The following is a 21,509-nucleotide window of genomic DNA, read 5'->3' on the forward strand; positions in this document are numbered from 1 at the left end:
TATTTTTGTAAAAATATTACATTTAAAATACTTTTAATCAATATTTTAATTTAAAAACTATAGTTATTCGTTATGTAACGAGTAATAAATATTTATATCATAAACATTTCGTGTATTACTTGTTTTATAAAAATATTTATGCTAATATTAAACAAATATTACTCGTTATATAACGAATAAAGGAAAAAAATGGAAAAAAATCTTGGTGAAGTTATAGGTGTTACAGTTCAAAAAGGTGGTGTTGGTAAATCAACTTTTTCACAAGCATTAGCATACTCTTATGCAAATAAAGGTTATAAAACAGCATTAATAGATTTAGATCCTCAAGCAACTCTTTCAGGCGCATTTTTTGGATATTCTTATGGTGCATTTACATATACTGAAGAAAATGGTGTAATTAAATATGATGTAAGTAATATAACAAATGTTTTTAGAAATGAAAATGTAAGCCCTATTTCTATTAAAACTACTAAATATATTGATAATCCTAATAAAGGTAAAATGTTACAACCACATTATCTTGAGGATACAATTGAAATTGACTTTTTCCCATCAAATTTTCAACTATTAAACTTAACAGAATCAGATGATTTTAAAAGAGATGAAAAGATAACTATATTATCAAATTTTATAAATAATTTAAAATCTAAATATGATAAAATTATTATTGATGCCCCACCTTCTTTTGGAATAATTACAACTGCAATATTAAAATGTGCAAAATCTATTTTAATACCTATTCCAACTAAAAATGTTGATACTGATGGAATGGTTGGTTTTTTTAGAACCTTAGATAAAATTTTTATATCTGAAAATTTAAATAATCTAGAAAAAATTGTTTTAGTTCCTAATATGTTTGATAAAAGAATTAGTGATGCAAAAGAAACTCTTGCAGAAATTAAAAGAATACCTACCCTACTTCATGAAACTCAAAATCTTAGAAATATAAAATGTAAAGTTATGAATCCATTTCCACAAAAATCTTGTGTTCAAGAAGCTCCTAGCTTAAAATATTTTTTAGTTCCATATATAATGGACTTTCAAAGATCACAAAATCAAGATTTAATTTTAATGATTGATAACATAGCTGATGAATTAAATTAAGGATATAACAATATGGCAAAAGTTAAACCTCAAAGAATCACTTCTATAAATAACACTATAGACGAGTTAAAAGCTGAGCAAGAAATTGTACTAAAAAATAATACAACTGTTACTCTAGTTGATATAGATCTAATACATGAACTAAAATTAGAAAATGATATATTGATGCACAATCGTATTTCTTATTCAAAATCTAAATTACTTGAACTAGCTGAAAATATATCAAAACTAGCAAAAGAAGGCACAGGTATTTTAGGAACAGGTCTACTAAATCCTGTTATGTTAAGAAAAAAAGATGGTAAATTAGAGAGAATCCATGGTGAAAACAGAATTCGAGCTTTGAAATTAAATGGTTCAAAACAAGTGCCTGCAATTATTTTGGAGAATGTAAGTGATGAACTTGCAAGATTTATGAGATCTAGTGAAAATTTAAATAGAGAAGATTTAAATACTTATGATGAAACATTATCTATTTTAGAACATATTCAACTGGCATGTAACTTTAAAGATATTGAAAGTGTTAAAAGTTTTTTAAATAAAGTTAAAAACTTTCAAGCTGGAAAAAGTAGTTTAAATGAAGAGGAAAAGATTCTACATAAAAATGTTAGTGATGTTTTTGAAAAAATAGGGCGATTTGATATTATTACATTTGTTGATAGATTATCTGTCTTAAAATTAGATCCTTTAATTAAACAAGCTTTAATAGATGAACAAATAACTTACAGTCAAGCTAAAGTATTAAAATCTAAATTAAAAAATCCTAATGAAATAACAAAAATTTTAGAATTATTGAAAAATAAAAAATTATCTGTAAATGAGTTAAAAATTTATATAGATAATTTAAAAAAATCGACAACTAAAGATGAACCTGTAAATAAAAATATTTTTGATAAAGTTAATTATTACTCTAAAAGATTATCTAAAAAAGTTTATTCTTCATTATCCCAAGAAGATAAATTATTTATAGATTTAAAATTAAAAGAGATAGAAAAAATTTATTTAACTATTAATTCAAAAATAGAAAAATAATCTCTTTTTTTCTTAGAGAGTTTATTTATTTTTATAAGACTTTTTATAAAGTATTTATATGAATCTCTCTAAGTCCTACTGTATCGATATTAGAAGCTATTTACTTACATATAATATGTGAATTTCATCATCTCAAATGAGATGTTATAGCATATGAATAGAGAATATCTACATCTCAAATCATATGCTAATAGGCATATATAACATATAAAATGAGAAAATATAAAGTTAAATAAGATCAATAATTTTATAAAACGAATATAGTATCAGCTTATAAACTAGGGAATAGGGGGCATTTAATCAGAATAAATAGTTTATAAATAGATATAACATATAAAATGAGAAGTTTTAGACTTATCATTAAATATGAGAGAATTAAAACAATTTTTCTCAAATTGTATGTTAATAGGCAGTCTTTAGCATATAAAATGAGAAATGTAAATATGATGGAAGTAATAAATTTTAATAGGTAATCGTAATAATGGAATTACTTATAAATACTGAAATATTCAACTAACATATAATTTGAGAAATAAGATAAAAAAACTCTCAATGAATTGATAATATTCTCAAATCATATGCTAATAGGCATATATAACATATAAAATGAGAAAATATAAAGTTAAATAAGATCAATAATTTTATAAAACGAATATAGTATCAGCTTATAAACTAGGGAATAGGGGGCATTTAATCAGAATAAATAGTTTATAAATAGATATAACATATAAAATGAGAAGTTTTAGACTTATCATTAAATATGAGAGAATTAAAACAATTTTTCTCAAATTGTATGTTAATAGGCAGTCTTTAGCATATAAAATGAGAAATGTAAATATGATGGAAGTAATAAATTTTAATAGGTAATCGTAATAATGGAATTACTTATAAATACTGAAATATTCAACTAACATATAATTTGAGAAATAAGATAAAAAAACTCTCAATGAATTGATAATATTCTCAAATCATATGCTAATAGGCATATATAACATATAAAATGAGAAAATATAAAGTTAAATAAGATCAATAATTTTATAAAACGAATATAGTATCAGCTTATAAACTAGGGAATAGGGGGCATTTAATCAGAATAAATAGTTTATAAATAGATATAACATATAAAATGAGAAGTTTTAGACTTATCATTAAATATGAGAGAATTAAAACAATTTTTCTCAAATTGTATGTTAATAGGCAGTCTTTAGCATATAAAATGAGAAATGTAAATATGATGGAAGTAATAAATTTTAATAGGTAATCGTAATAATGGAATTACTTATAAATACTGAAATATTCAACTAACATATAATTTGAGAAATAAGATAAAAAAACTCTCAATGAATTGATAATATTCTCAAATCATATGCTAATAGGCATATATAACATATAAAATGAGAAAATATAAAGTTAAATAAGATCAATAATTTTATAAAACGAATATAGTATCAGCTTATAAACTAGGGAATAGGGGGCATTTAATCAGAATAAATAGTTTATAAATAGATATAACATATAAAATGAGAAGTTTTAGACTTATCATTAAATATGAGAGAATTAAAACAATTTTTCTCAAATTGTATGTTAATAGGCAGTCTTTAGCATATAAAATGAGAAATGTAAATATGATGGAAGTAATAAATTTTAATAGGTAATCGTAATAATGGAATTACTTATAAATACTGAAATATTCAACTAACATATAATTTGAGAAATAAGATAAAAAAACTCTCAATGAATTGATAATATTCTCAAATCATATGCTAATAGGCATATATAACATATAAAATGAGAAGAAAAACTATAAAAACTAATTTTTTGAGAAAAATATCTATCCTTTAGCATATTTTTTGAGAAATTTAAGAAAGATTTGATAATATACAATAACATTTTAAGAAAAAGAGACGATATGAAAAAAGATGTTTTAATGACAAAGCAACAACTATTAGCGGAAGAGCAAAAAAAACTGTTTAAAAATAGAAAAGTTGTTCAACTTAATAAATTTATAAAAGGTGATGTCTCTCCCTTTACAGTAAATGATTTAAAAATATTCAAGCTTATCATATCAAAAGTAGATAGTAAAGATTCTCTTTTTCAAGATTTTTATGAAATAACAACTGATGAAATTAGACATCTCAACATTAACGAAAAGCATTTATACAGTGAAACAAAAAAATCTTTAAAAAGATTAGCTAATATTTATATTACTTTTGAAGAAGAAAACTCTTTTAGAGAAGTAGGGCTTATTAGAAATGATTTTAAATTTGATAAGTATTCAAAGAAGATATTAATTAATTTTAATGATGATATGAGTGAATACTTAATAAATTTAAAGAAAAATTTCTTCATGTACGATTTAATAGATATTGTTAATTTTAAATATAAACATACTTTAAAACTTTATGAATATTTTAAATCAAATTCTTTAAATGTAATCAAACTAAAAGTAGAGACAATTAAAGAGATATTGGATTTAAAAAATAAGTATATTAGATATACTAACTTTAAAAAAGATGTAATTGAAGTAATTATTGATGAAATTAATACTAGTTCAAATACTCTTTATTTGAAATACTCTGAAGAAAAAATTGGACCAAAAGTTGAATATATTATATTTCATGTAACTAGAATAAATAGTGATGTTTTATTAGAAGGTTCAATTAGTGAAAGTAGACCATATTCATACTTATATGAAAAAGAGTGTAAATATTTAGGAAAATATTATACAGTGCAAAGTGTTACTTTAGAAGATAATCTAATAGTATTAAAAGAGCAACATTCAAATAATCAAACAAATATAGTTTGTGAAAATAGAGATAAATTAGAAGAACAACTTAAAAAACTATTTCCTAATGATTTTGTTCAAGATAGTAAAGATACAGAATTAGATGAAATTGAAAGATTAAGTGCAATAAAAGATTTTAGAGCCTTTAAATCAAAAGTTGTTGAGAAATTTAGAGGTAAAGAAATTGGTAATAATATGCCAGGATTTGATGAAGATACAATATTCAAAATAGATGAAGATAGTGGTTATTTATTTAATACTGAAACTGGAAAAATTATTACTAAAGAAGAAAGTTTAGTAATTTGGAAATATCTATACAACAATAAAGATAAAGTAGGGCAAGTACAAATAATAAAACCAGAGTTTATTAATAATATAGAACAGTTTATTAATAAAATTATATATATTACAAAAAACGACTCTTTTGGAAACAAAGAGAGTATAAAATATGTTGTAACGGATATAAAAGAAGAGTTAGATAGCAAAGGTATAACAAAATACAGATTACATATAAATAATCTAGAGGATCCAACTCAAGATGTTGAGAAATCAAAATCACTTTTAACATTTGAGCAAATTAAGTTATTTATTGAAGAAAATAGCGTTGAAAAAAATTACTCGTCATATAACGAATAAAAATAGGGGATAATTTGGATTTTACAAATATACTAAATATTGAAAGATTGATTTTAAGTTCAATTATTTTTGACTATGAACAGATTTTTGAAGTTTCATTAATTTTAAAAAAAGATGATTTTTATTTAAAAGCACATCAAGACATATATGAGGTCATGTTAAATCTACAGGAAGAGGGTTTACCAATTGATGAGGAGTTTATTAGAAATAGAATTTCAAGAGAGAATTTCAATGAAAATATTTTATTAGATATAGTAAGCTCAAAACCAATTACAGAACCACAAGCTTATGCTTTGGAGCTTAAAGAGAGTTCTAAATTAAGAAAATTAGAGTATCTTTCTAAAAATATTATAGTTAATATAAGTAATGAAAAAAATAGTCAAGATATTATTACTAATATTCATATTAATATAGAAAATATTGAAAATGAAACTTTACAAAAGATTCCTTCAATAAAAGATACGATTAAAGAGATCAAAGAAGATATGAAAAAAGCTTCACTAAATGGATCTAAAATTTTGGGACAAAGCAGTGGATTAGATGCTTTAGATAATATTATTGGTGCTTTTGAAGATGGAGATTTAATTGTAATTGCAGCAAGACCTTCTATGGGTAAAACAAGTATTATTTCAACAATAGCAACACAAGCTTTAAAAGATAAAAATGGTGTATTAATAGAATCTTTAGAAATGCCTAGAAAAAAAATTGTAAGTAGATTAATTGCATCAAAATCTGGAGAAAGTTTAACTGATTTAAAAAAAGGATTAATTAGAAATATTGATAACTTTAATGAAGCAGTTGATTTTTACGAAAATTCTGAATTAATTATACATGATAAAGCATATCCAACAATTTTAGAACTCCAAAATAGAATAAAAGTAACTTTAAGAAAAAATCCTAATATAAAAAATGTATTTATTGATCATACAGGTAAAATTCAACTATTAGGAAAAACTAGGGAAGATATAGAAATAGGTCATATTAGTGCAATGTTAAAGAAAATTGCAAGAGATTATAACATTAGAGTTTTTTTACTTCAACAATTAAATAGATCATTAGAGTCACGAGAAAATAAAAGACCTATGTTAAGTGATTTAAAAAATTCTGGAAACATTGAGGAAGATGCAGATATTGTTTTAGGTTTATACAGAGATGCTTATTATAAAAAAGAAAAAAATAAACCAAGCATGTTTAGTCAAGGCAATATAGAGGATGCAGAGATATTAATTTTGAAAAATAGAGATGGTAGAGTAGGTACGGCTAAAGTTTCTTTTGAAGGAAAATCTGCAAGATTTCTCAATAAAGTAGAAAATGAACCTACAATTATTGAGTTTGAATAGTTTGCTAAGATACACTAGTCAGTCGTTTTGAAAAAAACAAAATAATTTTATTTTATTTCACTCAGATAATGTTTCAGTAATACTTTTTCTAACTTCTAAGGGATCTTCAACAAATTTAAATATTACAAAGCTAGATCCAGTTCCTGTTAATTTAACATTACCATATCCAAATATTCTACCTAATATACTTTGTTCTACTTCAACAGTTTCTACTCTATTTAAATTCATTTCTTCTGTTTTTCTAGCAATTAAACCATTTTTAAATACTACTCTTTTATTTGTAATAGCCTGTTCCGTTGTATAAAGAATTATTATATAGTACAAAGCAAATAATAGAGTTATTCCAAATGTTAATAAAGATAGTATGATGCAAAAGAATATTAGTAATTTTATATGCAAAAATCGGTCTGAACTGGACACCAATGTCGGAGTGAAGCCGGACACTAAAAGGTAAAAACCGATAATTAAGATTAAATTCAGCAAATGAGATTTTCTAAATTTATATACTTCAAAAATAGAATTTTTTGGAGTAGAAATGAGGAAAATAAAAATGGAAAAGATTGCAGAAATTATTAGACTGCATTTTAAATTAGATTTGTCAGTAAGACAAACATCAAGTGCATTAAATGTATCTAGAAGTAGTGTTGGTGATTATTGTCAAAAGTTTAAATATCTAAATTTAGATGTTGATGATTTTCTAAAACTAAGTATTGAAAAACAAGAAGAATTACTCTTTCCAAAGACTCCAAATATCTCTCAATTAGATAATAAAAAAGTATTTCCAGATTGTAATTACTTGCATAATGAACTAAAAAAAAGAAAAAAAACAGATAAGTATTTAATTGTTGCATCTGCAATATTTTCAGCTTCCTTTACATATATCTTTTTTAAAGAATAAGATTTATTTTTAGGAAGTTTTAATCCTGATGTATCGTCAAGTGGTGTTGCATCATCTATTGGCTTTGTGCTATCAATCATTTACGCAACCCATAATCTATTTCTATATCGCCCTGTAAAAATTCTTTTCTAAATATACGTAAATAATATACATATTTTATATAAAATATGTAATAATACGCAGATAATAGTATATATGGAGCAACAATGGTAATTGTAAAAGCATGGGATAAAGAAGTAGGACAGCTTGTTGATAATAAAAAAGGTTCTATTTTATTTAAATATTCAGATGAGAACCTTTTAGAATTTTCTCCTATTAAAATGCGAATAGGAAATAGAAGTGTGCAAAATTTTAGTCATATTAAATATCAATATGGTTTACCTGGTCTTATAAGTGATAATTTACCAGGTAGATATGGTATGGAATATATGGATAGATTTCTATTTGAACATTTAAAAAGAAAGCCAACTATACTTGAAAGACTAAAATTTTTAGGAACTCATACAATTGGTGCTTTAGAGTTTCATCCATCAGAGTATGATACAAATGAGTATAAAGAGATACTAAGTATTTCTAATTTATATAAAGAATCTAAAAATTTATTAGATAAAGAGAATAAAGAACTTAACAATGCCCAAGCAGCTTTAAAAACATTAATTGCCATTTCAAATTCTGCAGGTGGTGGTGCTAGAGCAAAAGCAACGGTTGGGTTTAATAAAAAAGATAACACTATTAGTCTATTACGAAAACAAGATGAATTGAAAGAGGAATATTTACCTGTAATAATAAAATATGATGATAAAGATATCTCTATGTATCCTATGTTAGATAGTAAATATAAAGATGCATCTATACCTACAAAGTTAGAATATATATACTATTTATTTGCTAAACAATTAGACATTACAATGAGTGAGTGTCAACTGCTAGTTTGTGAAGGTCATACTCACTTCTTAACTTATAGATTTGATAGAATAAAAGAACAAAGATTTCATATGCACTCATTTGCTGGTTTAATGCATATTGATCCAGCAGATACAACAAATGATTATATTGACCTTTTAAGATGTGCCAATAAATTAAACATTTCAAGTTCACAAATAGAACAAATTGTAAAACTAATGCTATTTAATGCAATATTTGGAAATAAAGATGACCATGCAGCTAATTTTTCATTTCTTATGAATAATATTGGAAAATGGGCATTTGCTCCTGCATATGATTTAACATATGCAAGTAATGGTTATCATCAGATGTATGTTGGTGTTAATGTTTTAAATAGAATAACTTACGATAAGTTACAAGAGCAAGTTAAGCCTTTTGGTATTAGTGATACTTTTTTAAAAGAAACAATTAAAAAAATGATAGATTTAAAGCATAGTCAATTAGTAAAAACATTTTTAGATTATGAGATACCAGAAAGTTTTGCAAAACATATATTACAAGATACAAAAGCTGTAGATGAGCTTTTAACTAAAGGAGTTTAAAATGGCAGAATTAGATTTCAGCTTAGCAACAACAGAAGAGATATTAAAAGAATTAGGTAAAAGAGCAAAAGAAAAGAGAAAAAGAGAAATAGAATATTTTGGTAGCCAAAAAGATTTTGCTAAACATATAGGTATGACAAGTAGGAGATATCAAGAGTTTGAAATAAGTGGAAAGATAACTTTAGAAAAATTCATTGATGTTTTAAGAGGACTAGAAGTATTAGAAGATATCCAAGAACTATTAAATAAAAAAGATGAAGACTTTTTTAATAAAAAAAGAAATGTTAAAGAAATGGCTTTACCAAAAAAAGATACAAAATCTAGTGATGTTAAACAAAAAAACGATATTGATGTCCACATTCCGAACGTGTTTGAATAATATTATTTTCAAATATGTTCTTAGATATCATTTCTCTCCTGACTTCATCACTTTTTCATAATTATTAAAAAAATGGTCTCAAAAACTCGAATTCATGGGCCTCTAATTTTAAAATTGGGTGACCCACGATATAATTTTATATGTTTATACGTAAAATAAGAAGTTAAAATTGTAGTATTATTATTTAAATCTCATAAAATAAATCAAAAATATAATTATTTAACTACTTAAAATACAATATTTATCGAATTATTGTATAAAAGCCTTAAGTTGATTCAATAATTTCTTATAAAGTTTATAAAAAATGTAAAATAAGTATAGAAAAAATTTATGACAAAAATTTGTTAGTAAAAAAGCATTTGAACATTTTAAACAATATACAGAATAGAATAAATTAATCAAAAGAAAGAATATAAATTTTGAATTTTTACAACTAAAAATACAAAATATTATAGATTTTTAATTTGGGTGACCCATTGATGAAGTCAGGAAAAACGATATTGATGTCCACATTCCGAACGTGTTTGAATAATATTATTTTCAAATATGTTCTTAGATATCATTTCTCTATCAAATCTTTCAACTTGAAGGACTATTTCATCTTCAAAATTTACTATTTGAATATTTGGAGTTTTTAATCCAGCAATAGAGGCTAATTTTAGAGATAAATATTCGTTAAGAACTAAATTATCATCATTTGATTCAAATTTTAAAATATGTGTTGATGCTAGTTCTCCTTCTCCAAATCCAAATTTATTATCAAGAATTGTAATTGGTAATTTATCTTGAACTCCTGCAACACTTAATCGTACATTTCCATCCCAAACAGCAATAGGTACATTTTTTCTATCTTTTATTCTATGTGATAATTCTGAAATTGTAATTTCTCTAAAACTTGTTATAAATGTATTATGTTCTAAATTAAAAGTTAATGCACCTGTTGTATCTTTACCAATTAGCTGAATAAGAGCAAATAGATTATTTTTAGAAATATGATACATATTAGTTAATATTTCTCTACCTTTACCCTCTGGTAATAGATTTCTATAAAATTTTTAATTACATTATTTGATATTATCGAATCAAATTTCATATAAGGAGATAATTCAAAACCTTTTATTTTCCAATCATGACTATATTCAAAAGAAAAAACATCATCTATTGGTTCATATTTTAATATCCCAACTTCATCTTTATCATAAAAAATATTTAATTGTGTCATTTATTATTCCAATATTAGTTTTAAGCCAAACATTTTTGCCACATATAAAGCTGTTGATAATCTAACACCATCTGAGCCTTTTTCTAGCCTAATTAAAGTTGTAGTATTAATATTACAAAGTTGTGCTGCTTCAACCAAAGTCAAACCTTGACTTGTTCTTTTATATTTTAGATGTTTCCCAAAATCTTTTACATCTGTAATAACATTGTTGTTAGGAATAGTAGATATTTTTACATTTTTTGCCATTATAAATCCTAGAAAATAGATTTTATATCTATAATTATACTTATGTATATTTTATTTATTGAATAATTAATTATAGCTTTAAAATTATACTTTTGTATAATATAATACTATTTTAATCAGTAATTAATTATAAATTATACAAAAGTATAATTTATTTTGATTATAACAAATGGCTTAATTAAAAAACTGATATTACACAAATCTTATAGATTCAAATCCATTTGATGGGATTGTGCAAAAATCGGAAAGACTTGAACAGTGTTTACACTTTTATTTGAACACTAATTTTAAATATATTTCACAAGCAACTCAAAAAAAGATTAAAGATATTTTTAGTTAAGATATTACAATTAATAAAAATAGTAGAAGATTTGATTTTGCATTATATGATAACTCTAATAATAAAATTTATTAAATTGAAATTAATAACAAATTCTTAAAAGTAAAATATTAAATAAAAAATTATTAATTCGAAGTTATGATATATAGATTGAAATACAAAAGATTATTTATTAAGCACTGACATTGAAACGATTGTGAATTGAATGATTTTATGTTGCTACTTTGTAAATAAATTATGAAGTTTAATTTAAAATTATTATTTAAGAGTGTAAAATCCAAAATTTCCAAAATTTAAGCGACATTTAAGCGTATAGCTCTTGACAACTGAGAAAAATCCTATTATAATTCCCGTCCAATTTGACCGAGAGAGGTTAAGTTAAGATCTTTAAAAAATGAAGTAAGTTTGTAAAGATAATAATCTTTGTAAACCGAATATGTTAATCTTAAATATTCAATACAAAAAAATAATGAACAAGAAGTCAAATTCTTGTCTATAAATTTGAGTGATAATTTTGTAATTTAGTAATAAAAAACAAAAATGTCAGTTTCATACACTACATAATGATTAATTAGATTAATCAATAATTTATGGAGAGTTTGATCCTGGCTCAGAGTGAACGCTGGCGGCGTGCTTAACACATGCAAGTCGAACGAGAACGGGTTATAGCTTGCTATAATTGTCAGCTAAGTGGCGCACGGGTGAGTAATGTATAGGTAATATGCCTCTTACTAAGGGATAACAAATGGAAACGTTTGCTAATACCTTATACTCCTTACTAACTAAAGTTAGTAAGGGAAAGATTTATTGGTAAGAGATTAGCCTGTATTGTATCAGTTAGTTGGTGGGGTAATGGCCTACCAAGACAATGACGCATAACTGGTTTGAGAGGATGATCAGTCACACTGGAACTGAGACACGGTCCAGACTCCTACGGGAGGCAGCAGTGGGGAATATTGCACAATGGACGAAAGTCTGATGCAGCAACGCCGCGTGGAGGATGACACATTTCGGTGCGTAAACTCCTTTTATATAAGAAGATAATGACGGTATTATATGAATAAGCACCGGCTAACTCCGTGCCAGCAGCCGCGGTAATACGGGGGGTGCAAGCGTTACTCGGAATCACTGGGCGTAAAGAGCATGTAGGCGGATTAATAAGTTTGAAGTGAAATCCTATAGCTTAACTATAGAACTGCTTTGAAAACTGTTAGTCTAGAATGTGGGAGAGGTAGATGGAATTTCTGGTGTAGGGGTAAAATCCGTAGAGATCAGAAGGAATACCGATTGCGAAGGCGATCTACTGGAACATTATTGACGCTGAGATGCGAAAGCGTGGGGAGCAAACAGGATTAGATACCCTGGTAGTCCACGCCCTAAACGATGTACACTAGTTGTTGTGAGACTTGATCTTGCAGTAATGCAGTTAACACATTAAGTGTACCGCCTGGGGAGTACGGTCGCAAGATTAAAACTCAAAGGAATAGACGGGGACCCGCACAAGCGGTGGAGCATGTGGTTTAATTCGACGATACACGAAGAACCTTACCTGGACTTGACATAGTAAGAACTTTCTAGAGATAGATTGGTGTCTGCTTGCAGAAACTTATATACAGGTGCTGCACGGCTGTCGTCAGCTCGTGTCGTGAGATGTTGGGTTAAGTCCCGCAACGAGCGCAACCCTCGTCCTTAGTTGCTAACAGTTCGGCTGAGAACTCTAAGGAGACTGCCTACGCAAGTAGGAGGAAGGTGAGGACGACGTCAAGTCATCATGGCCCTTACGTCCAGGGCTACACACGTGCTACAATGGGATATACAATGAGCCGCAATACGGTGACGTGGAGCAAATCTTATAAAATATCTCCCAGTTCGGATTGTAGTCTGCAACTCGACTACATGAAGTTGGAATCGCTAGTAATCGTAGATCAGCTATGCTACGGTGAATACGTTCCCGGGTCTTGTACTCACCGCCCGTCACACCATGGGAGTTGAACTCATTCGAAGCGGGGATGCTAAAGTAGCTACCTTCCACAGTGGATTCAGCGACTGGGGTGAAGTCGTAACAAGGTAACCGTAGGAGAACCTGCGGTTGGATCACCTCCTTTCAGAGAAATAAGTTAAGATTTGTTTCTTAACTATTCAGAAAAACAAAGAAGATTTAAGATAATATGTTCGGTTTATAAAGATTATTTGAAAAAATAGGTGAAGGGGCCTATAGCTCAGCTGGCTAGAGCGCTCGACTGATAATCGTGAGGTCTCAGGTTCAAGTCCTGATAGGCCCACCATAAATAATCTGGGGAATTAGCTCAGCTGGGAGAGCGCCTGCTTTGCACGCAGGAGGTCAGCGGTTCGATCCCGCTATTCTCCACCATCTATTAAACTTAAGAGTGTAAGAGCTTTTAAAGTTTTAATATAAGTTTTATAATATGATTATAAGATTTATATTAGAACTTAAAAAAATAGGTTTCTAAATGATATTTAAAAATATAATGTTAAAGTCTTTAAAATTTTTTCGTAAATTTGAATAGCGATATTTGAATTTAAATAAAAAAATTTCATATCTAAAAAATTTAATAGAGATATTAAATATAACTATAGATAACACAACTATATTATTGAACAATATGTTTAATAAGATAGTAGCCAAAGAATATTATCAAATTTAGAAGTTGTAGTTTACTATAACTTTTAGGCAAGAAAAAAGGAACCTGAATAAAATCGTAAGATTTTTTTAGGCTCCGTTTATAAGCTATTAAGGGCTAATGGTGGATGCCTTGACTGTAAGAGGCGATGAAAGACGTATTAGGCTGCGATAAGCCTCGGGGAGCTGCCAAAGAGCTTTGATCCGGGGATTTCTGAATGGGGCAACCCAATATAATGAGAATTATATTACCCTACGGGGAGCGAACCTGGTGAAGTGAAACATCTCAGTAGCCAGAGGAAGAGAAATCAATTGAGATTCCGTCAGTAGCGGCGAGCGAACGCGGATTAGGACAAACCCAATGCTTGCATTGGGGGTTGTAGGACTATAATGTGTAGTTAAAGAGAATAGATGAATTAGTTGGAAAGCTAGAGCATAGAAGGTGATACTCCTGTAATTAAAATTCTCAATAACGCTAATAGTATCCTGAGTAGGTCGGAACACGTGATATTTTGACTGAAGCTGGGGGGCCCACCCTCCAATCCTAAATACTACTTACAGATCGATAGTGAACAAGTACCGTGAGGGAAAGGTGAAAAGTACTGCAGCGAGCAGAGTGAAATAGAACCTGAAACCATTAGCTTACAATCATTCAGAGCCCTATGATTTATCAGGGTGATGGACTGCCTTTTGCATAATGAGCCTGCGAGTTGTGGTGTCTGGCAAGGTTAAGCCAAGTGCGAAGCCGTAGCGAAAGCGAGTCTTAATAGGGCGACATAGTCAGATGCTGCAGACCCGAAACGAAGTGATCTATCCATGAGCAGGTTGAAGCTGGTGTAAGAGCCAGTGGAGGACCGAACCCGCTGACGTTGAAAAGTCTTGGGATGACTTGTGGATAGGGGTGAAAGGCCAATCAAACTTCGTGATAGCTGGTTCTCTCCGAAATATATTTAGGTATAGCCTTGTGTTGTAGCATATAGGGGTAGAGCACTGAATGGGCTAGGGCTGCTTACCGCGGTACCAAACCCTATCAAACTATGAATACTATATGTGGAATCACAGGAGTCAGGCGGTGGGTGATAAAATCCGTCGTCAAGAGGGGAACAACCCAGACTAACAGCTAAGGTCCCTAAGTTACATCTAAGTGGAAAACGATGTGGAGTTACTGTGACAACCAGGAGGTTGGCTTAGAAGCAGCCATCCTTTAAAGAAAGCGTAACAGCTCACTGGTCTAGTGATTCTGCGCGGAAAATATAACGGGGCTAAGATGTACACCGAAGCTTTAGATTCAATTTTTAATTGAGTGGTAGGAGAGCGTTCTATTCAGCGTTGAAGGTATACCGGTAAGGAGTGCTGGAGCGGATAGAAGTGAGCATGCAGGCATGAGTAGCGTTAAAACAGGTGAGAATCCTGTTCGCCGAAAACCCAAGGTTTCCTACGCGATGCTCGTCATCGTAGGGTTAGTCGGGTCCTAAGTCGAGTCCGAAAGGGGTAGACGATGGCAAATTGGTTAATATTCCAATACCAACATATAAGCGCGATGTGGGGACGCATAGAGTTAATCGAGGTCACGGATGGAAGTGTGGCTCGAAGGATGTAGGTTGTTAAGTAGGCAAATCCGCTTAACGTTAGACCGAGATCTTACAGGCTCTTGACACTCTTCGGAGGAGATGGAGAATCGATGATACTGTCGTGCCAAGAAAAGCCACTAAGTATATTATATGTTGCCCGTACCGTAAACCGACACAGGTGGGTGGGATGAGTATTCTAAGGCGCGTGGAAGAACCCTCTTTAAGGAACTCTGCAAACTAGCACCGTATCTTCGGTATAAGGTGTGCCTACTTTGGTATATGGACTTGCTCCAAAAAGCTAAAGAGGTTGCAACAAAGAGTCCCTCCCGACTGTTTACCAAAAACACAGCACTTTGCTAACACGTAAGTGGATGTATAAGGTGTGACGCCTGCCCGGTGCTCGAAGGTTAATTGATGATGTCAGCGCAAGCGAAGCATTTGATCGAAGCCCGAGTAAACGGCGGCCGTAACTATAACGGTCCTAAGGTAGCGAAATTCCTTGTCAGTTAAATACTGACCTGCATGAATGGCGTAACGAGATGGGAGCTGTCTCAAAGAGGGATCCAGTGAAATTGTAGTGGAGGTGAAAATTCCTCCTACCCGCGGAAAGACGGAAAGACCCCGTGCACCTTTACTACAGCTTGACACTGTAGCTTGGATATTCATGTGCAGGATAGGTGGGAGGCTATGATGACTAGACGCCAGTAGAGTCGGAGCCATCCTTGAGATACCACCCTTGAATATTTGAGTTACTAACTGCGATGAGTTAACCTCATTCAGGACAATGTCTGGTGGGTAGTTTGACTGGGGCGGTCGCCTCCTAAATAGTAACGGAGGCTTACAAAGGTTAGTTCAGATGGGTTGGAAATCCATCGTTGAGTATAATGGCATAAACTAGCTTGACTGTGAGACCAACAAGTCGAACAGAGACGAAAGTCGGTCATAGTGATCCGGTGGTTCTGCGTGGAAGGGCCATCGCTCAAAGGATAAAAGGTACGCCGGGGATAACAGGCTGATCTCCCCCAAGAGCTCACATCGACGGGGAGGTTTGGCACCTCGATGTCGGCTCATCGCATCCTGGGGCTGTAGTCGGTCCCAAGGGTATGGCTGTTCGCCATTTAAAGCGGTACGCGAGCTGGGTTCAGAACGTCGTGAGACAGTTCGGTCCCTATCTTCCGTGGGCGTAGGAAAGTTGAAGAGATTTGTCCCTAGTACGAGAGGACCGGGATGAACCAACCACTGGTGTACCAATTGTTCTGCCAAGAGCATCGTTGGGTAGCCACGTTGGGATGTGATAAGAGCTGAAAGCATCTAAGCTCGAAGCCAACTCTAAGATGAACTTTCCCTGAAGTTCCCAGCAAGACTAGCTGGTTGATAGGCTGGATGTGTAATGGGTGTAAGCCCTTTAGCTGACCAGTACTAATAGAACGTTTGGCTTATTTTAAACAATTTTCTTTGGTTTACTATCTTATTAAGCATATTTATTATGTTTAATTAGTGTTTATTAATATAGATACAAATATGAAATACAAATAAAGACTTTAACATTAGATTCTCAAAATCACAATTTGAGTGTTAAGAGTTTATTCAAGCTTTTAACACTCGAATTTGCTGGTGGTTAAAGAGAAGTGGAAATACCCAGCCCCATTCCGAACCTGGTAGTCAAGCACTTCATCGCCGATAATACTGCAGGGTCCCCTTGTGGAAACGTAGGTCGCTGCCAGTTCATTTGAGTAATATTATGGTATAAAAGTACCAGTTCTAGCCTTTATCAAACTATTAAGATGCAAATGCTTTCTTTAGTGGTTTGGTGAAGGCTTTTTTTATGGGGTTTTTTTAGGTTTTAATATATAAATATATATTTAGAAAATCTCTTTTATTAATTAAATTCAAATTAACTACTATTTTATATTTAATAATCCTAAAAACTTTTGAATTGATATTTTGTTTTTTTTATTTCTAAAGAAATAGTATTTTAAATATGTTATTAATCTAAAATTAAGAAATGTTTCGCAATAATTTCATTATACAAATTAGGGTTAAATGTAATCCGAAGGGCTGAATTATTTTAGCTCCTATGCTTGGGACTTTTATTAAGAAGCAAGAAAGTAAATTAGCTGTGAGAAATTCACAATGTGTCATTAATAAAAAGGATTTATTATGAGAATTAATACAAACGTTTCATCTTTAACAGCTCAAGAAGCTGCTCAAAACACTACTAAAACTATTACTGGTTCTTTAGAAAAACTAAGTACTGGTTTAAAAATTAACAAGGCATCTGACGATGCTTCTGGTTTAGCTATTGCTGATAAGTTAAGAACTCAAGCAACTTCAATTAATCAAGGTATTGCTAATGGTAACTCTGCTGTTGCTTTATTACAAATCGCTGATAAATCTATGGGTGAACAGTCTAACATTCTTGATACTGTTAAGGCTAAGTTAATTCAAGCTAATACTGATACTACTTCTGCTGATGGTAGAGAAGCTATTAGAAAAGATATTACAAAACTTTTAAAACAGTTAGATAATATTGCAACTCAAACTAACTATAATGGTACAGCTCTTTTACAAGCTTCAGCAACAAGTAATGCAATTTCAGGAGGATTAAATTTCCAAATTGGTGAAAAAGCTACTGATGTTATTACAAATACTGGAATTAGATCTAATACACAAGGATTATCTTTAACGGGATTAAGTTTAGCAGCAAGTGGTTTAACAAAAACTGTTGCTTCAGCTCAACAAACTATAGTTGATAAAGCTATAACAACATTAAATGGATATAGAGGGGACATAGGTTCGACTCAAAACCAAGTTGAATCTGCTGTTAGAAACTTAATGACTCAAGCTACTAATGTTAAAGCTGCTGAATCTATTATCAGAGATGTTGATTATGCTGCTGAAAGTGCTAATTTCAACAAACAAAACATTATCGCTCAAGCTGGTTCTTATGCTATTAGCCAAGCTAATGCTGTTCAACAAAATGTATCTAGACTTTTACAATAAGTCTATCCTATTTTAAGCAAGTGATCCTTCACTTGCTTCCAATAACTCTTTTTTTTTAAAGGAAGGTTTTAATCCTTCCTTTATTCTTTTAAGCATAAACTTTAAATTATCATACTAATTTTTTTGTTATATTTATATAATCTTCTAAAATATCTATTAATTGAAAAATAAATACCTCTTTTATCTTATTTACCTTTTTAGTCTCATCTTTTACTGTTTTCTCATTAAAATAATATTTTAAATAAGGAATAATCAATAAATAGTATTTATCTAATATTAAACTTAATATCCTAAATTTAACAGCATCTAACTCAATAAATATCTTTTCTACACAATTTTCATAAAACTCTTCAAAATCTTTGAATTGTTTATCTTTTATCTCTTTTAAATTAATATTTATAAAATCTTCTATATATTTGATATCCGAATTTAAATCTAATATTTCATTCTCATCTAATCGATTTTTTGAAAAAGCTTTTAATCTATCTTTTATTGAAATATTTTTAATATCAATTTCTTTTAAACTCTCTATGTTTATATCTTCAATTTTAGTTGGAATTGTTGATTTAAAATAAGCACCATTTTGTGATAAGTTATAAATATTTATATCATCTGGTTTATCTCTTAAAATTTGTTGATCTATAAAATTTATAGAGGTATAAAATAGTGCTGATGTTGTTACTTCATCTTGGAAATTCCCTTTAACTTTTAAAGTGCTATGATTTAATCCAAAAGAGTTTCTATTATCTATCCTATTTAAATCAAATATTTTTTTAACAGAATCACTATTTTTTGAGTGTGTTTCTCCTGTTTTTTGATTTAATGCTAAATCTAAACCTATTAGATAAATCTCTTTAACATTTAATAACATTAGTATATGAAGAGTTATTTCTCCAACACTATACCCATGAAAAGCAATATTATTTTTAAATAGTTTTTTAAATAGTTCAAAGGTAAAAACTCTATTTTTATCAAATTTATTTAATGTTTTATCATTTGTTATTGCTGAAGCTAGAATTATTGTATGAGCTGGTATATCTTTTATAGCTTCATCATTAAATTGAACATCATTTACTATTTGCATTTCATCAACTGTAGATATAATATCAACTCTAATACCATTTGCTAAAAGTTTTTTATAAGCTGCTCCAATACTTACTATAAGAAATCTATTTTGGTTCTGTTTTATCCACTCAAGATTTTCATCTAAAGATGGACCAGCAGCTATATATAAAACTGGAGTATTTTTAAGGTAATCAAACTCTTTAGAAATAGTCTCAAATTGTGGGAAATTATACTCTTCTTGTAATCTTTTAGCTGTTCTATTTAGAGATATATATAATATTCTATTATAGTCATAAATTGTTGGCTTACTTGAAGCTATAATCCCTAAAATTCTTGAAATATAGCTATCTATATTTATTCCCGTTGTTGAAAATTTTAGTAGATAATTATCATACTTATATATATCTAAAAATAACCCTATTTTCTCTTCTTCTTTATATGCTTCATCCATTATCGAGAAAATCACACCTTTTTGTGCCAAAATCTTGTAATCAACTGTAAATAAAGAGAGTCTAAAAATTTCCAAGTTTTTCTCTAAAACGATATATAAATCAGCATTAACCTTTTTTGATATTCTTGGAATATGTCTTCCTAAAAGAGTTCCTAAAAATATAAATTTCTTAATATTTTTTAATTTCTTCTTTTTATCATCTAGGTAATCTTTTGTAATATTTGTATACTCTTTCATTTTATTAGAAGAATAAGCTAAAGTTTCATCTTTATTAAAACTAAATCTATTTTCAGCCTTTACATCAAATATATTTTTATATAAAAAAAGCTCCTCTACATTTAAAATTGCATTTTTCTCATCTAATTCAACTTTTCTTACAAGTTCATCAGTCTTCTTTTTTGGTTGTTTATTATATAAATATTTATTATTTACAATATCAAATATATCAAAATCACCATCTTGCATATTAAATTCTAATGCATACTTCTCTTCATAAGTTCCGTTTTCTATCATTCTTGATAGCTCATCTATTCTATGATAAAGTTCGTTGTCGTACTCGCTTAAAAAAGCAAGATTTGCTAAAAATGTAGTTGTGAGTGCATTTTGTAATTGTATTTGGGCTTCTGTCATGTTTATCCTCGTTATAATACATTTATCAATCAAAGTTTAAAATATGGATTGAAGTTCTATGAAACTCATAGTTCTCACAAAGGCTAATAAACAAGTTTTCTTCCTTTTATGATTTAAATACCTATATATAAATTTGGAGGTTTGTTATATCATGTTTTTTTCGGGGGGGTGATATTGTAAAAAAAGACACGATATTTATATTTTGGATAAGACTAAAGACTTAGCTTGCAAATTATAGAGACATCTTAGGAATAAGAGAGCTAAAACTTTGGATATAGATTTTACCGATATTGAATCAATAGGAACATTTTTCAAAGTGAGTGCAAGCATAGAAATGAGAATTCTATTTAATTTAATATAAAAAAAGTAAACTTGTTAGTTTAATATTTGTGAGAACAATAAATTTTTATAGAACTTTGATCTAAAAAATGTATCAATTTTAATTTGATCATTTGAACACTTTATTAAAAAATGCTCAAAAAATCAAATTATAAAGAACACTCTAAAAAATAGTTGAGATTATTTAAGTTATTCTTTATAAGACGGTTCTTTTATATTTATTAAATTTTTATTATTTTAAAATTTTGACCTCATTTTTTTAAAAGCTATTAATACTTAAATTGTTTTATAAAGTATTAATTTAAGTTGCATCTGTATCTCGAAGTAATACTATACAATCTTG

At 29.0% G+C, this 21,509-nt stretch carries 12 protein-coding genes, 2 tRNA genes, 3 rRNA genes and 1 pseudogene; 13 read left to right on the forward strand and 5 right to left on the reverse strand.

Annotated elements, in window-relative coordinates:
- The first annotated feature begins 189 nt into the window (after positions 1 to 189).
- The 4 genes from ACBT_RS01560 to ACBT_RS01575 all read left to right on the forward strand — a co-directional run bounded on the left by ACBT_RS01560 (position 190) and on the right by ACBT_RS01575 (position 6,894).
- Positions 190 to 1,104: a ParA family protein gene (locus ACBT_RS01560; RefSeq protein WP_024774258.1), complete on the forward strand. Its 915-nt coding sequence runs from the start codon at positions 190 to 192 to the stop codon at positions 1,102 to 1,104.
- Positions 1,105 to 1,116: 12 nt separating this feature from the next.
- On the forward strand, positions 1,117 to 2,133 hold the full coding sequence (locus ACBT_RS01565; protein ID WP_024774259.1) for a ParB/RepB/Spo0J family partition protein: 1,017 nt from the start codon (positions 1,117 to 1,119) through the stop codon (positions 2,131 to 2,133).
- Positions 2,134 to 4,042: 1,909 nt separating this feature from the next.
- The gene (locus ACBT_RS01570; protein WP_024774260.1) at positions 4,043 to 5,554 is read left to right on the forward strand and encodes a replication initiation protein; all 1,512 of its coding nucleotides are present in this window, start codon (positions 4,043 to 4,045) and stop codon (positions 5,552 to 5,554) included.
- Positions 5,555 to 5,568: 14 nt separating this feature from the next.
- Positions 5,569 to 6,894, forward strand: coding sequence for a DnaB-like helicase C-terminal domain-containing protein (locus ACBT_RS01575; RefSeq protein ID WP_024774261.1), 1,326 nt, complete (start codon positions 5,569 to 5,571; stop codon positions 6,892 to 6,894).
- A 57-nt stretch (positions 6,895 to 6,951) separates the two neighbouring features.
- Here the strand turns inward: ACBT_RS01575 and ACBT_RS01580 are convergent, their stop codons facing one another.
- Positions 6,952 to 7,218: a PH domain-containing protein gene (locus ACBT_RS01580; protein WP_024774262.1), complete on the reverse strand. Its 267-nt coding sequence runs from the start codon at positions 7,216 to 7,218 to the stop codon at positions 6,952 to 6,954.
- 226 nt (positions 7,219 to 7,444) lie between these two features.
- Between ACBT_RS01580 and ACBT_RS01585 the strand changes: the two genes are divergently transcribed.
- The 3 genes from ACBT_RS01585 to ACBT_RS01595 all read left to right on the forward strand — a co-directional run bounded on the left by ACBT_RS01585 (position 7,445) and on the right by ACBT_RS01595 (position 9,658).
- Positions 7,445 to 7,792 carry a hypothetical protein gene (locus tag ACBT_RS01585; protein ID WP_024774263.1) on the forward strand — a complete coding sequence of 116 codons (348 nt, stop codon included), beginning with the start codon at positions 7,445 to 7,447 and terminating at the stop codon, positions 7,790 to 7,792.
- A gap of 206 nt (positions 7,793 to 7,998) precedes the next feature.
- A complete protein-coding gene (locus tag ACBT_RS01590; protein WP_024774264.1) occupies positions 7,999 to 9,279 on the forward strand; it encodes a type II toxin-antitoxin system HipA family toxin in 1,281 nt (426 codons plus the stop codon).
- A gap of 1 nt (position 9,280) precedes the next feature.
- Positions 9,281 to 9,658 carry a hypothetical protein gene (locus ACBT_RS01595; RefSeq protein ID WP_024774265.1) on the forward strand — a complete coding sequence of 126 codons (378 nt, stop codon included), beginning with the start codon at positions 9,281 to 9,283 and terminating at the stop codon, positions 9,656 to 9,658.
- 485 nt (positions 9,659 to 10,143) lie between these two features.
- Here ACBT_RS01595 and ACBT_RS01600 read toward each other — a convergent pair whose 3' ends face one another.
- From ACBT_RS01600 to ACBT_RS01610, 3 genes and pseudogenes are all read right to left on the reverse strand, one after another.
- Positions 10,144 to 10,623, reverse strand: coding sequence for a HipA domain-containing protein (locus tag ACBT_RS01600; protein WP_407647541.1), 480 nt, complete (start codon positions 10,621 to 10,623; stop codon positions 10,144 to 10,146).
- An 18-nt stretch (positions 10,624 to 10,641) separates the two neighbouring features.
- A pseudogene (locus ACBT_RS01605) lies at positions 10,642 to 10,880 on the reverse strand (HipA N-terminal domain-containing protein); the annotation flags it as partial.
- A 3-nt stretch (positions 10,881 to 10,883) separates the two neighbouring features.
- Complete coding sequence (locus tag ACBT_RS01610) at positions 10,884 to 11,126, reverse strand: helix-turn-helix domain-containing protein (RefSeq protein WP_034218383.1); 243 nt, start codon at positions 11,124 to 11,126, stop codon at positions 10,884 to 10,886.
- 927 nt (positions 11,127 to 12,053) lie between these two features.
- Here ACBT_RS01610 and ACBT_RS01615 point away from each other — a divergent pair.
- The 6 genes from ACBT_RS01615 to ACBT_RS01640 all read left to right on the forward strand — a co-directional run bounded on the left by ACBT_RS01615 (position 12,054) and on the right by ACBT_RS01640 (position 18,681).
- Positions 12,054 to 13,571: ribosomal RNA gene (locus ACBT_RS01615) — 16S ribosomal RNA — on the forward strand.
- A gap of 103 nt (positions 13,572 to 13,674) precedes the next feature.
- Positions 13,675 to 13,751: transfer RNA gene (locus ACBT_RS01620), tRNA-Ile, on the forward strand.
- A 10-nt stretch (positions 13,752 to 13,761) separates the two neighbouring features.
- A tRNA-Ala gene (locus ACBT_RS01625) sits at positions 13,762 to 13,837 on the forward strand.
- Between the two features lie 371 nt (positions 13,838 to 14,208).
- Positions 14,209 to 17,122: ribosomal RNA gene (locus ACBT_RS01630) — 23S ribosomal RNA — on the forward strand.
- A gap of 166 nt (positions 17,123 to 17,288) precedes the next feature.
- Positions 17,289 to 17,404, forward strand: a 5S ribosomal RNA gene (rrf, locus tag ACBT_RS01635).
- The 16S, 23S and 5S rRNA genes sit together here with 2 tRNA genes alongside, the layout of an rRNA operon.
- Positions 17,405 to 17,838: 434 nt before the next feature.
- Complete coding sequence (locus tag ACBT_RS01640) at positions 17,839 to 18,681, forward strand: flagellin (protein WP_024775860.1); 843 nt, start codon at positions 17,839 to 17,841, stop codon at positions 18,679 to 18,681.
- A gap of 109 nt (positions 18,682 to 18,790) precedes the next feature.
- Here the strand turns inward: ACBT_RS01640 and ACBT_RS01645 are convergent, their stop codons facing one another.
- Positions 18,791 to 20,827: a motility associated factor glycosyltransferase family protein gene (locus ACBT_RS01645; RefSeq protein ID WP_024775859.1), complete on the reverse strand. Its 2,037-nt coding sequence runs from the start codon at positions 20,825 to 20,827 to the stop codon at positions 18,791 to 18,793.
- Positions 20,828 to 21,509: the final 682 nt, after the last annotated feature.

Source organism: Aliarcobacter cibarius (assembly GCF_013372265.1).
GTDB lineage: Bacteria > Campylobacterota > Campylobacteria > Campylobacterales > Arcobacteraceae > Aliarcobacter > Aliarcobacter cibarius.